At 73.6% G+C, this 13,162-nt stretch carries 13 protein-coding genes; 8 read left to right on the top strand and 5 right to left on the bottom strand.

Features of this window, described 5'->3' with window-relative positions; genetic code table 11:
* Positions 1 to 9: 9 nt before the first annotated feature.
* On the top strand, positions 10 to 987 hold the full coding sequence (locus RM779_RS25290) for a DUF5926 family protein (RefSeq protein ID WP_311620068.1): 978 nt from the start codon (positions 10 to 12) through the stop codon (positions 985 to 987).
* Positions 988 to 1,273: 286 nt separating this feature from the next.
* Here RM779_RS25290 and RM779_RS25295 read toward each other — a convergent pair whose 3' ends face one another.
* The gene (locus RM779_RS25295) at positions 1,274 to 1,948 is read right to left on the bottom strand and encodes a bifunctional DNA primase/polymerase (RefSeq protein WP_311620069.1); all 675 of its coding nucleotides are present in this window, start codon (positions 1,946 to 1,948) and stop codon (positions 1,274 to 1,276) included.
* A gap of 394 nt (positions 1,949 to 2,342) precedes the next feature.
* On the opposite strand from RM779_RS25295, the gene RM779_RS25300 reads away from it, so the two are divergent.
* From RM779_RS25300 to RM779_RS25320, 5 genes are all read left to right on the top strand, one after another.
* The gene (locus RM779_RS25300) at positions 2,343 to 3,725 is read left to right on the top strand and encodes a PP2C family protein-serine/threonine phosphatase (protein WP_311620070.1); all 1,383 of its coding nucleotides are present in this window, start codon (positions 2,343 to 2,345) and stop codon (positions 3,723 to 3,725) included.
* A 116-nt stretch (positions 3,726 to 3,841) separates the two neighbouring features.
* Positions 3,842 to 5,308, top strand: coding sequence for an aminopeptidase P family protein (locus tag RM779_RS25305; protein WP_311620071.1), 1,467 nt, complete (start codon positions 3,842 to 3,844; stop codon positions 5,306 to 5,308).
* A gap of 207 nt (positions 5,309 to 5,515) precedes the next feature.
* A complete protein-coding gene (locus RM779_RS25310; RefSeq protein ID WP_311620072.1) occupies positions 5,516 to 6,931 on the top strand; it encodes a hemolysin family protein in 1,416 nt (471 codons plus the stop codon).
* A complete protein-coding gene (locus RM779_RS25315; protein WP_311620073.1) occupies positions 6,928 to 8,001 on the top strand; it encodes a hemolysin family protein in 1,074 nt (357 codons plus the stop codon). The genes RM779_RS25310 and RM779_RS25315 overlap by 4 nt, the downstream gene beginning before the upstream one ends.
* 209 nt (positions 8,002 to 8,210) lie before the next feature.
* On the top strand, positions 8,211 to 8,552 hold the full coding sequence (locus tag RM779_RS25320) for a winged helix-turn-helix transcriptional regulator (RefSeq protein WP_311620074.1): 342 nt from the start codon (positions 8,211 to 8,213) through the stop codon (positions 8,550 to 8,552).
* Between the two features lie 25 nt (positions 8,553 to 8,577).
* Here the strand turns inward: RM779_RS25320 and RM779_RS25325 are convergent, their stop codons facing one another.
* Together RM779_RS25325 and RM779_RS25330 are read right to left on the bottom strand one after the other, a co-directional pair.
* A complete protein-coding gene (locus RM779_RS25325; RefSeq protein WP_311620225.1) occupies positions 8,578 to 9,060 on the bottom strand; it encodes a peptidylprolyl isomerase in 483 nt (160 codons plus the stop codon).
* Positions 9,061 to 9,405: 345 nt separating this feature from the next.
* Positions 9,406 to 9,954: an AAA family ATPase gene (locus tag RM779_RS25330; protein WP_311620226.1), complete on the bottom strand. Its 549-nt coding sequence runs from the start codon at positions 9,952 to 9,954 to the stop codon at positions 9,406 to 9,408.
* Positions 9,955 to 10,062: 108 nt separating this feature from the next.
* Here RM779_RS25330 and RM779_RS25335 point away from each other — a divergent pair, with 108 nt between their 5' ends.
* Positions 10,063 to 10,788: a DedA family protein gene (locus RM779_RS25335; protein ID WP_311620075.1), complete on the top strand. Its 726-nt coding sequence runs from the start codon at positions 10,063 to 10,065 to the stop codon at positions 10,786 to 10,788.
* Between the two features lie 19 nt (positions 10,789 to 10,807).
* Here RM779_RS25335 and tatA read toward each other — a convergent pair whose 3' ends face one another.
* A complete protein-coding gene (gene tatA / locus RM779_RS25340; protein WP_077060089.1) occupies positions 10,808 to 11,092 on the bottom strand; it encodes a Sec-independent protein translocase subunit TatA in 285 nt (94 codons plus the stop codon).
* Positions 11,093 to 11,362: 270 nt separating this feature from the next.
* Between tatA and RM779_RS25345 the strand changes: the two genes are divergently transcribed.
* Positions 11,363 to 12,667, top strand: a complete 1,305-nt coding sequence (locus RM779_RS25345; protein WP_311620076.1) for a hypothetical protein — start codon at positions 11,363 to 11,365, stop codon at positions 12,665 to 12,667.
* Positions 12,668 to 12,722: 55 nt separating this feature from the next.
* On the opposite strand, the gene RM779_RS25350 is transcribed toward RM779_RS25345, so the two are convergent.
* On the bottom strand, positions 12,723 to 13,160 hold the full coding sequence (locus RM779_RS25350; RefSeq protein WP_077060091.1) for an ATP-binding protein: 438 nt from the start codon (positions 13,158 to 13,160) through the stop codon (positions 12,723 to 12,725).
* Positions 13,161 to 13,162 lie beyond the last annotated feature (2 nt).

Consider the following 13,162-nt stretch of genomic DNA (forward strand, 5'->3'; position numbering starts at 1 on the left):
CCGCACACTATGGCCAAAAAGCGCCGCCTTCGTACCCAGCCAAGCGCCTCGGCCACCCCCCGGCCGGCCGACGGCCAGATCCCGGCCGTCGGGGCGCGGGAGCCCTGCCCGTGCGGATCGGGCCGCCGCTACAAGGCGTGCCACGGCCGCGCCGCCGCGCAGGCGGCCACCGAGCTGGTCCGCCGGCCGTTCGAAGGGCTGCCGGGCGAGTGCGACTGGGTCGCGCTGCGCGAGCTGGTTCCCGCCGCCACCGTGCCGCTGACTTTGCGCGAGGGGCTGCCCGAGGACGTGCCGTCCGTCACGCTCGCGACCGTGCTGCCGATGGCCTGGCCCGCGCTGCGCCGCGACAACGGCGAGGTGCTGCTCGGCCTCCAGAACGACACCGCCACCGGCGACCTCAGCCGCGACCTCGCCGACGTGCTCGCCCGGGCGCTCACGACCGCCCCTGGCAACCCGGTCGCCGCCGGGCGCCCCGCGCCGGACGGGCCGCGGCTCCAGGACGTGCTGGACCTCGGCGCGCCGTTCGTGCCGACCGTGCACGAGGGCTTCGAGTTCTGGCTGGACGACGCGGAGAAGGCCACCGGCGAGGTGGCGGCCTCGCTGGAACGTGCCAACGCCGCCGCGACGCCGACCGTCCGACTGGCCGGCGTGGAGTCCGCCTACTGGTGCAGGACGCCGGAGAAGAACCACCTGCGCTGGGTCATGCCGCAGCCGGAGGAGGTGCTGATCGACGCGCTCGCCAGGCTCCAGGCCGCGGGTGCCTCGTCGCTGGGCGAGGACACCCGCCTGGTGGGCTCCTTCCGCGCGCACGGGCTGACCGTTCCGGTGTGGGACCTGCCGAGCGGGCTCGGCGCGGAGGAGTGCGAGAAGCCGGCCGCCGCCTTCCACGAACGGCTGACCGAAGCGCTTGAGGTGACCGCGCCGCTCACCGCGGACGAGCGGCGGGCCAGGAGCAGCCTCACCAACCGGCAGATCACGCTGAATTGACGGCCCGCCAGCTGCCGGGCGGCGCCGCCGCGCCGCCCCCAAGGTAGTGATTCCGGTCACAACTCGCCCCGTGCCACGGGAGTTCGGGCGTTTAGGGGGCGTCGCGGGATTTGCGAATCCCCGATGAGTTGTTACCTTCTGATGAGGGCCCGGTCGCTGGTGCATCCCCCGTCGCCAGCGATCGGGTCCGCCCATGTCCGCATCCCCGCGCGCTGTGTGTGCGGGAGCGCGCTGCCGTGACCGTTCCGGCAAGGACTCCGGGGGACTTCGGGAGACTTCGGAAGGTTCAGTGCGCGAGCCAGCCGCCCGGGTCGGGCGCGCTGAGGCCGGCCTCCACGAGCACGTCCAGCAGGTCCGCGGCCCGCGGCAGCGGCACCCGGCCCTCGCGCGGCTCCGGCTGCCGCGCCCAGCCCACGCTGCCCGCGCCGGTGCGGGACGGCGGCAGCGGAACGTACCCGCCCGCCCCGTGGAACCGCAGGGAGCTCGGCACCCGTTCGAGGCCGCTGAGCAACTCCCCAAGCTCCGGGAGCCCGTAGGGCTCCACCAGCAGCATCCACCGCGTCGGCGCCGCCACCACCGGGCCCGTCGGCACGCCGCGCCGCACCAGCTCGGCCAGTGCCCTGGCCCCGGCCACCGCGGGCAGGCTGAGCGCGCAGGGCGCCCGCCCGCCCGTCGCGAGAACGATCGGCGCGCGCGGCCGGACCGTCCACCACCACTGCACCATCCGGGCGTCCGTCGTCGCGGCCAGCAGCTCCGGGTCGAGGGGGTGGGCCCCGGGAACGACGCAGCCGGCCCTCGGGCAGCAGCACCCCCCGTCGGCCCCGGCCTCGGCCCCCGGCAGCACGGGCCACTGCCACTGCCTGGCGTAGACAAGCGCGGCTCCGCGCAGCGCAAGGCCATGGGCTTTGCCGTTGCTCTTCCCGTTACCGTTCTTGCGTCGCTCTCCGAGGATCTCGCGCATCGGCGCTCGTCCCTTCCCGTCGCGGGTCAATTGCACCAGGTGGAACACTGATCACCGTACGTAGCGGGTCGCGCTGGGGAGCAGCGGCGGGCTCCGAGGGCCTGGCCGCCTACCGATAGGACGTCAAAACTCGCCGGTCCGTTCCGATATGTACCCAGCCCGCCCGGCTCGATCCGCCGCCGGGTTCGTCCAGTCGACCGCGCACCGCCCCACCAGGCGCTTCTTTTCCGCCAATTCCGCCAAAGTCGCTCCGGTCCGGCCTGTCGAACCGGAAACCGACCCGCTACCTGGGCATCATCCATCACGGAAGGACAGTACTTGACACGCGTCCGCCCCGATCGCCCTCACCGCCGATCCCTTAGTGACGCACACCACCTGGGGGTTCCCCTCACCCATGAGCATCTCGCCCCCGCCGAAAGTGGCCGGAATCCACCAGGCCCTGTCCACCGTGCCACAGACTTCCGCGCCCGCCGACGCCCTGCCCCGCACCCGCCCCGGCGGCTTCCAGGACCGCCTCGCGTCCTGGATCTCCGACCTCACCACGCTGCACGCCCTGACCGAACGCCTCGGGCGCACCCGCACCCTCGGCGAGGCGCTGGACGAGACGCTGCGCGCCGGCGCGGGGCTCGTCGGCGCGCGCCGCGGGCTCATCGCCCTGCGCCCCGCCGACGGCCTCGGCCCGGAACGGCTCGCCGGGTTCGGCCTCGGCCACGCCGACCTCGGCCACCTCGAAACGGTCCCCCGCGGCTTCGACCTGCCGCGGGACGCCTGCGGCGAGCCCGCCGAGGCCGTGCACCGCGACATCGCCCGCGAGGACGCCGTCCACCCACGCCACCGCGAGGTCGCCGCCCGGCTCGGGATCGCGGCGAGCTACGCCGTTCCGCTCGCCGCCGAAGCGCCCGGCCGCCTCGGCTCCGCGCTGTGGCTGTACGACGAGCCGGGCGCGCCCGACCCACGCCAGCGTCGGCTGCTGGCGCACTACGTGCGGCAGGCCGCCCAGCACATCGCCAACCGGCTCGAACTGGGCCGCGCCCGCGCCGACGTGCGCGCCGTTCACGAGGGGCTGCTGCCCGCCCGCCTGCCGCGGCTGCCCGGCGTCTCCCTCGCCGTCCGGCACCGCACCGGGCCACGGGGCGGCGGCGACTTCTACGAGGCGCTCGCCCTGCCCGACAGCGCGCTCGGTCTCGCCGTCGGCGGCACCGCGGGCGGCGGGCCCGCCGCGCTCGCCGCGATGGGCCGGCTGCGCGCCGGCCTGCGCGCGTACGCCGTGATGGAGGGCGAGGACCCGGTCGCGGTGCTCTCCGACCTGGAGCTGCTGCTGCGCCTCACCGAGCCGGGGCGCTCGGCCACCGCCCTGTTCGGCTACGCGGAGCCGGCCACGCGCCGCCTCGTTCTCGCCTCCGCCGGCCACCCGCCGCCGCTGGTCGTCGGCCCGGCCGGCGCCGTCTTCGCGGAGACCGCCCTGTCCGCGCCGCTCAACATGCTGGCCTGCTGGGAGGCGCCGAGCGTCGAACTCCGCGTCGCCGACGGAGAAACGGTCCTCCTCTACAGCGACGGCCTGCTGCACCGCACCGGCGAGCCACTGGACCGCGCGTTCGCCCGCCTCCAGGCCGCCGCGGCAGGCGCGGGACCCGGCGCGCGCGCCGACCCGGGGGCGCTCGCCGACCACGTACTGCACACCGTGCTGCCCGGCCTCGACGCCCGCGGCGGTGCGGGCAACGACCGGGACGCGGGGGACGCCGACGACATCGTCCTGCTCGCCGCCCGCTTCGCCTGAACCCCCTTCCCCGGCCGACTCCGTCCGCCCATCGCGCGGCGGCCGGCCGCCGAGGCTGTCCTCGCGCCCGCGGCCCCGCCTACCATGGGTGGAGTACCGACGCGAGGAGGCGGGACGTGGCCGACGAGCAGCAGGCCGGGCAGCAGCAGGCGGACGAGCCGGGGCGGAAGCCGGTCAAGCCGCGCAAGAACGGGGTGTCCCCACAGGTGTCGGACGAGCTGGCCGAAAACATGAAGCGGGGCTGGGCGGACACCGAGCGCCGGGACCTGACGCCCGTCCCCCAGGCCGGACACACCGCCCGCCGCCGCGCCGCGCTGTCCGCGCGCTTTCCCGGCGAGCGGCTCGTCGTTCCCGCCGGGCGCCTGAAGACCAGGTCGAACGACACGGAGTACCCGTTCCGCGCGGGCGTCGAGTACGCCTACCTCACCGGCGACCAGACGGAGAACGGCGTGCTGGTCCTGGAGCCCGCCGCCGAGGGGCACGACGCCACGCTGTACCTGCTGCCGCGCTCCGACCGGGAGAACGGCGAGTTCTGGCTGAGCAGCCAGGGCGAGCTGTGGGTCGGGCGGCGCAACAGCCTCACCGAGGCCGCCCGCCTCTACGGCCTGCCGGTGGCGGACATCCGCACCGTTCCCGAGCTGCTGCGGGAGGCCACCGGGCCGGTCCGGGTGGTCAGGGGACACGACGCGACGGTCGAGGAGGCCCTGGCCGACAAGGTGACGGCGGAGCGGGACGAGGAGTTCCGCGTGTTCCTCTCCGAAATGCGGCTGATCAAGGACGACTTCGAGATCGCCGAGCTGACGCGCGCCTGCGACTCGACGGTCCGCGGCTTCGAGGACGTCGTCCGCGTTCTGGACCGGGCGCAGGCCACCTCCGAGCGGTACATCGAGGGCACGTTCTTCCTGCGCGCCCGCGTCGAGGGCAACGATGTCGGGTACGGCTCGATCTGCGCCGCGGGCCCGCACGCCACCACGCTGCACTGGGTGCGCAACGACGGGCAGGTGCGGCCGGGCGAGCTGCTGCTGCTCGACGCGGGCGTGGAGACCACCGAGCTGTACACGGCGGACGTCACCCGCACGCTGCCGATCAACGGCCGCTTCACCGACCTTCAGCGCCGCGTCTACGACGCGGTGTACCAGGCGCAGGAGGCCGGCATCGCCGCGGTGCGCCCGGGCGCGAAGTACCGCGACTTCCACGAGGCGGCGCAGCGCGTGCTGACCGAGAAGCTGGTCGAGTGGGGCCTGGTCGAGGGCCCGGTGGAGCGGGTCCTGGAGCTGGGGCTCCAGCGGCGCTGGACGCTGCACGGCACCGGCCACATGCTCGGCATGGACGTGCACGACTGCGCCGCGGCGCGACGCGAGACGTACGCGGACGGCACGCTGGAGCCGGGCATGTGCCTGACGGTGGAGCCCGGCCTCTACTTCCAGCCGGACGACCTGACGGTCCCCGAGGACTACCGCGGTATCGGCGTGCGGATCGAGGACGACATCCTGGTCACCGAGGACGGCAACGTCAACCTGTCGGCCGCGCTGCCGCGCAGCGCCGACGAGGTCGAGCTGTGGATGGCGAAGCTGCGCGGGTGACGCACGCGGAGCAGAGCTGACGAGCAGGTGTCAAGGGGGCGATTTCGGGTACAGCCTGGGAACACGGACGCGCGAAGACGCGTTGTGTGAGTCAACTTCCGTGGAAGGAGACCACGTGTCCGCCCAGTCGACGGACCCTGACGGGCATAGTCCCGGACCACCTCGCCGGCGGCAGGCGTGCCGCGGCACACGGCGAGGTGGTGTTCGTTGAGTGCCGCGCTCGGTCTGCTCGCCGTCCTCGTGCTGACGGCGGGCACCGGCTATTTCGTCGCCCAGGAGTTCGCGTTCGTCGCGGCCGACCGCCTCGCGCTCGGCCGTGAGGCCGCGGCGGGCGACCGGCGGGCCGCCCGCGCCATGAAGGTGCAGGAGCGGCTGTCGTTCATGCTGTCCGGCGCGCAGTTGGGCATCACCGTCACCGGGCTGATCGTCGGCTTCCTCGCCGAGCCAGCCCTGGCCGCGCTGCTCGACCCGGCGTTCCGCGGGCTGGGCGTGCCCGGCGCCGCGGCCACCGGCATCGCGCTGGTGCTGGCGTTCTCGCTGGCCATCGGCATTCAGATGGTGCTGGGCGAGCTGGGCCCGAAGAACCTCGCGCTCGCCGTGCCCGAGCGGCTGGCCAAGAGCCTGGCCGCCTCGACGCTGCTGTACCTCAGGGTGGCCGGGCCGCTGATCCGGATTTTCGACGCCTCGGCGAACCGGCTGCTGCGACGTGCCGGCATCGAGCCGGTGGAGGAGCTGCACCACGGCGCGACGCTTGAGGAGTTGGGCCACCTCATCGGGGAGTCGCACGAGCAGGGTCAGCTGCCGAACGAGACGGCCGAGCTGCTGGACCACGCGCTCGGCTTCTCGGAACGGACCCTGGCCGAGGTGATGGTGCCGCGCGTCGAGGTGAACTCGGTGCGGGCCTCGGCACCGGCCGCGGAGGTGATCGCGCTGATCGGCGCGCACGGGCGTTCGCACTACCTGGTGGTCGGTGAGCGGATCGACGACATCGTCGGCGTCGTCGGGGTGCGGGAGCTGATGCGGGTCTCGCCGGAGCGCATCACGCGCCGCACGGCGGGCGCGCTGGCCCGGCGGGCGCTGCTGCTGCCGGACACGCTGCCGCTGCCGGGCGCGGTGGAGCAGATGCAGGCGGCGGACGAGGAGTTCGCGGTGGTGCTGGACGAGTACGGCGGGGTGGCGGGGATCGTCACGCTGGAGGACATCGCCGAGGAGCTGGTGGGCGAGATCGCCGACGAGAGCGATGCGGTGGAGGAGCTGGCGGCGCCGGACGGCACCGGCTGGCTGGTGAACGCGGGCAGGCGCGTGGACGAGGTGGCGGAGGCGACGGGCCTCCCGCTGCCGGAGGACGACGCGTCCCAGACGGTGGCGGGCCTGGTGATCGGCCACTGCGGGCGGTTCCCCGCGGCGGGTGACCGCATCGTGGTGGAGCTGGCCGACGGCGGCCGGGCGCGGCTCGAAGTGCTGTCGCTGGACCGGCGGGTGCCGGACCGGGTCCGCCTGGAGCGGACGGCGGCCCCGGTCGCGCCGGTAGCGGGCCGCGCGCCGCGGACGCGGGAGCGCGAACGGGAGCGGGAGCGCGTGCGCGAGCGGGCGCGTGAACCGGAGCGGAAGCTCGTCTCGTGAGTGTGCAGGCCGCCGTGCTGATCACGGTGCTGCTGCTCGTCGGCAGTGGCTTCTTCGTGGCCTCGGAGTTCGCGCTGGTCGCGGCCAAACACCACCGGCTCGAACAGGCGCGTGCTGAGGGCGCCCGGGGCGCACAGGCCGCGCTGGCCGGAATGCACGAGCTGTCGCTGATGCTCGCCGGAGCCCAACTGGGCATCACCGCCTGCACGCTGGGGCTCGGCAGCATCTCGGAGCCGGCCATAGCGCACCAGATCGACCCGCTGCTGCACGAGCTTGGCCTGCCGGGCGGGCTGTCGTACGGCCTCGCCTTCCTGGTGGCGATGACGGTCGTCGTCTTCCTCCACATGGTGGTCGGCGAAATGGCGCCGAAATCGTGGGCGATCTCGCACCCGGAGCGTTCCGCGATGCTGCTGGCGCCGCCGTTCCGCGCCCTGGTGCGGGCCGTCAGGCCACTGATCCGGGTGCTGAACGAGATCAGCAACGCCCTGGTGCGGGCCTGCCGCGTCACCCCGCGCGAGGAGCTGGTCCCGGTGCACGACAGGGAGCAACTCACGCATCTCGTCGCCGAATCACAGCGGCTCGGGCTGATCAGCGAGGCCGACTCCGGCCTGATCACACGGTCGTTGACCGAGCCTCAGGCGCCGGTCGGCGCCGCGCAGGTCCCGGCCTCCCGCATCGCGGAAGTGGCCGCGGACGCGGGCACCGACGCGATCCTGGCCGCCGCCGCGGCCAGCGACCACACGCGGCTGCTGGTACGCGACGGGCAGCGGGTACTCGGCTCGGTCCACGCCAGGGACGCGGTGGTGGCGCGGGCCGCGGGCCGCCGGGTGACCGCCCGCGAACTGGCCAGGCCGGTACCGGAGCTGACGCCGGAGGACACCGTGGCGCACGCCGTCGAACAGCTGCGGCAGCAGCGCGCCTCCCTCGCGGTGGTGCGGGGTGCCGACGGCCGGGTGACGGGGCTGATCAGCCTCGACGACCTGCTGGTGCGGCTGATGGGACCGGCCGGGCCCCGGGCGAGGCCGGCCGGGCCCGCGCCCGCGGCGGGCGGCCCCGGCGCGGGCCGCTGACGCGGGCCCGGCCATGATGCCGCCGCCGGGGAACGCGATGCCGTGGCAAGCGCGGTATCGGCCCCGCGGAATCGGCCCCGCGGAATCGCGGTCGCTCACCTCTTGCTCTCTTCCTTACAGCGTGAATCAGCGCTGTACGATCGCAAGTATCCGACGGATGGGGAAGGGGTGACCGCGTGCCGGGCCGGCCGTACAGCTGCGGAATCGACGTGGGCATCGATGTCGTGGGCGGCAAGTGGAAAGTGCTGATCCTCTGGGCGGTGCACGACCGTCCGCGGCGGTTCGGGGAGTTGAGGCGCATGGTCCCCGAGGTCAGCGAGAAGGTGCTGATCCAGCAGCTGAGAGAGCTGGAGAAGGACGAGATCGTGCGCCGCGAGGCATTCGGCGAAGTGCCGCCGCGGGTGGAGTATTCGCTCACCGATTACGGCGTCGCGCTCAATGCGGCGCTCGCGCCACTGGCGCGGTGGGGGGCGGAGCACAAGGAGAGGATGCAGAAAATCCGGGACCGCGAGGCGGAATCGGTGAGCTGCAAAGTCCTGTCCGACACATAGCGCCCCGGCCCCCCGGGGGTGGGGCTCAGTCGACGCTGACGGACTCGATCACCACGTCCTCGACCGGGCGGTCCTGCGCGGCGGTCTCCGTTCCGGCGATGGCGTCGACCACCGCGCGGCTCTCGTCGTCGGCGACCTCGCCGAAGATGGTGTGCATCCCGTTCAGGTGCGGGGTGGGGGCGACGGTGATGAAGAACTGCGAACCGTTCGTATTGGGCCCGGAGTTGGCCATGGCCAGCAGGTAGGGCTCGTCGAAGACCAGTTCCGGGTCGATCTCGTCCTGGAACTGGTACCCCGGGCCGCCCATGCCGGTGCCCTCGGGGTCGCCGCCCTGGATCATGAAGTCGTCGATGACGCGGTGAAAGATCGTTTCGTCATAGAGCGGCTCGTCGCCCTCCTGCCCGGTCCACTGGATGGAACCGTCGGCCAGGCCCGCGAAGTTGGTCACCGTCAGCGGCGCGGACTCCGGGAAGAGCGTGACCGCGATGTCGCCCTCGCTGGTGTGGATGGTGGCGCTGGTGACGTCCCTCGCCTCGGCGTCCGCGGGGCCGCCGGACGCCGCCCCGTCGCCCTCCTGCTCGGGGGCCGACTCGTCGCCGCCCTGCTCGGGGGCCGACTCGGACGCTTCGGGCGGCGTCGTCTCCTCGTCCCCGCTGTCGTCGTCCGAATCCGAACCGCAGGCCGCGAGCAGGCCCACGCAGAGCAGCGCGCCCGCCAGCCGGCGAGGAGAGCGAATCATGTCGGATGCCTTCCGGGTACGTGCAGGGGACAAGGACCACGGTCATCATGCACCACGCGTGCCCCGGCCGTCTCCCCCTCCCGCGGCCCCCGCACGCCGCCCGCGTCCGCGGGCTCAGCCGGTGACGCGGGCCGCCGGGAGCGCGGCGAGCAGCGCGTCCACCGTCTCCGACGGTGTCTGGTCCGAGGTGTCGAGCCACAGCCCGATCCGCGGGGTCGACTCGCGCAGCGAGGCGTCGAGCGCCGCGACGGTCCACGGGCCGTAGCCGTCCTTGGGGCGGGCCGCCTCGCGGGCGGCGACGGCCTCGGGGCGGGGCGCGAGCACGACGACGTAGAGCGGGCGCGTGCGCACCCGCGCCACGTAGGGCGCCAGGTCCTCGCCGATCACGATGTCCTGGACGACGGCGGTGAACCCGGCGGCCGCGTACAGGTCGGCGGCAGTCGCGGACAGCCGCTGCCGCAGGCGGAGTTGGGCCGTGGCCTCGTCGGACCCCGCCGGGGTCGGCTCGTGGCGGCCCGAGACGATCATCCTGCGGAAGGTGTCACCGCGCACGTGCGCGGCGCGGGGGAGCCGTTCGGCCAATGCCTGCGCGATCGTGGACTTGCCGGACGCCATGACGCCGGTGATCAGCACGACGGCACCGCTCAACTCCTCGCCGGTCAACGCCACTCACCGCCCTCTCATCCTTATCGGTGGTGTGGGAACGATATCCAGGGGCTCGCGTCGGATCGATCGATAATCTGATCTCCCCTCCTCCTGGACGGCCTGTGTATGGACGCACTCGCGCTCGGCCCGGCCTGGATGGCGCCGGAGCGGCTCATCGACACCTTCGGTCTCATCGGCATCGTCGTCATCGTCTTCGCGGAGTCGGGTCTGCTGATCGGTTTCTTCCTGCCGGGCGACCCGCTGCTGTTCACCACCGGGCTCGTCGTCTCCTCCGGCGAGTACCTGGACTATCCGCTCTGGCTCGTCTGCACGCTCATCGTCACCGCCGCGGTGACCGGTGACCAGGTCGGCTACGCCTTCGGCCGGCGGGCCGGCCCGGCCGTCCTGAGCCGGCCGGGTGCGCGCTTCCTGACGGAGGAGCACCTGGTGAAGGCGCAGGTGTTCTTCGCCAGGCACGGCAGGGCCTCGCTGGTGCTGGCCCGCTTCGTGCCCGTGGCCCGGACGTTCACGCCGGTGCTCGCCGGGGCAGGGCGCATGGACTACCGCACGTTCATGACGTTCAACGTGCTCGGGGGCGTGCTGTGGGGCGCGGGCGTGACGCTGCTCGGCGCGGGACTCGGGCAGGTGGCGTTCGTGCGGGGCAACATCGGGCTGCTCCTGCCGGTGATCGTGCTGCTCGCCGTCGTGCCGACGGCGGCCGAGTACCTGCGGCTGCGCCGCTCGGCGCGCGGTGCCGGGCGTGCCCGCGGTGCCGGGCGTGCGGTGCGGCGAGCAGGGCAGAGCGAAGCGCCCCCGGTCACCGCGGACCGGAGGCCTCGTCCCCGGCCGTAGCGGATACGGCCGACGCGGATCAGCTCGCCGCGGGCTTCGCCTCGTCCACCGTGCGTGAGCTGGTGACGTCCCCGGGGGCCGCCTGAATGGTCTTGGCGGGCGGCTCCTGAGCCTGCGGCTGGGCCGCGCCGTCCTGCGGTGGCGCCGCGGAGGCGCTCTCCGCCTTCATGGCGGCCGTCTCGCTCTTGAGGATGCGTGCCGACTTACCCAGCGAACGGGCGATGTCGGGCAGCCGCTTCGCTCCGAAGATCAGCAGCACGATGATCGCGAGAACAACCAGCTCCCGCGCCCCGATCTGACCCATGAGATCCACCTCCAAGGAGACGCACTCCGACGTCCCACACCATCAGCAAGAGTAGCGCGGCCGGGGTGAAGTTTGAATAAACCGGAAGTCAATACCGGAGCGTACCGACCGCCGGAACGGACACCTCCCTGAGCCGTTCTTCCTGTGACATGATCCCCACCGCGCTGCAGCGCACGGGGCACAGGCGCACGACGAAGGTCGAGGACGGGACAAACGGGACAAGGGGCGGGGGCCGAGCGAATGCGGCTGAGAAATGTGATCGTCGGGGCCGTGGCCCTCGGCACACTGGCGGCCTGCGGCGGCGGATCGGACGACGACGACGGCAGCGGCAACGGCAGCGGCGGCACGGACAAGACCGGCACGGGCGGGGACGCCGCGGGGCAGGAAGCGGAGCAGGACGACGCCCCCGCCGCGCCCGTCACCCAGCTGACGGTCCCGGCCGCCTACGACACCGGGCGCGGCTGGGAGACCGCGCTGCCGCCCGGTGCCGCGCCCCTGACGCTGCCAGGGTCGGGGGCCGTCGCGCTGTTCGACGAGACGAGCGGCACGGACGGCAGGTTCACCGTGCACGACGCCGCCACCGGCGAGGTGCTGTGGTCGAGCGCCGCCCTGGAGCCGGTCGGCGAGAGCGCGTCGCTCGAGGCGTTCGCCACGACGGTGAACGGCGAGGACTACCTGGTCGCCTGGTCCGCGGGCACCTCGGGGGCGGGCGTCATCGACCGCGGCGACGAGCTCGTCGTGCTCGACATCTTCACCGCGGACGGCTCGGGCGACGCGGTCGAGCCGTTGCACCACGTCGAGGTGCCGGGCTCGGGCGAGGCCGCGCCCGGCGGCGCTGGGCTGATGCTGGAGCTGGAGGAGGACATCGTGGTCGGCGTCGACCCGGCCACCGGTGTCACCACCGAGTACGACGAGAGCGCCCTGGAGCCGCCGCCCACCTGCAAGGACTGCGATCCGGGCGGCGACATCGTGGCGCTGACCGCGAACGGCCCGCTGGTCGACGACAGCTACGCCTACGAGGGCTTCTGGGTGCCCGGCGGCTGGGCGGGCGAGGAGGTGGCGCCCCGGGAGGCCGGTCCCGACGCGGGTGCCTCGGTCACCCCGGTCGGGGACGGCCTCGTGATCGCCGAGTGGAGCCGCAGCGACGGCCAGACGATCCGATCGGTCCTGGACAGCGCCTCGGGTACGACCGCCGCCACCGCGCTGTGCCCGGAGCCCGACGGCTCGGCCGCGGGCGCGGAGCACACCGCCATGTCGGCGAACGGCCGTTACCTCGTCCACGGGGTGCTGGTCTTCGATCTGGAGGAGGGCACCGGCCACTGCTTCGAGGCCACGCCGGACGCCAATGCGGTGCAGTTCAGCGCGGTCACCGACGCCGGTGTGGCGTTCGGTGTCGCGGAGGTGATGACGGAGGACTCGTGGGTCGGCACGCCCACGCCCGTCCAGCTCGACATCGCCTCGGGCGAGGTGGCGGAAACGGCCCCCGAGGCCGTCTTCCCGGTGGCCGACCTGGGCGGTGCCGGCCTGTTCACCGCGGATGACGAGACGCTGGTGGCCTACCTGCACGCCGGGTGACACCCCGGCGTCGGGGCCCCCGGCCGCGGGCTGCGGGGCCCCGGGCGCGGTCGCCTCAGGACGCCTGGAGCAGCGGCTTGTTCCGCCATTTGAGGATCTTGTCGAACGTCACGACCGCCCCGCCGCTGCCCGGCTGGTTGTCGAACTGCACCCGGTCGGACAGCGCCTCGATCAGCCGCAGGCCGCGGCCTCCCGACTGGAGCTCGCGCGGCTCGGGGCGGGGCACCACCGCGCCGATCGGGAAGCCGGGGCCGCAGTCGGTGACCTCGATGCGGCAGACGTCGCCGTGGATGGAGGCGGTCACCCGGTAGCTCTCCGCCTGGGTGCCGCCGTGCTGCACGGCGTTCGAACAGGCTTCGGAGAGGGCGACCGACAGCTCGTGGGAGATGTCCGCGTCGACTCCGGCCGACTCCATCGCCCCGAGCAGCAGCCGCCGGGCGAGCGGGACGCTGGCCGCTTCCCGCCGCAGTTGGAGAGACCACCAGATGCTCATGC

This window comes from Streptomyces johnsoniae, assembly GCF_031845565.1.
Lineage (GTDB): Bacteria > Actinomycetota > Actinomycetes > Streptomycetales > Streptomycetaceae > Streptomyces > Streptomyces johnsoniae.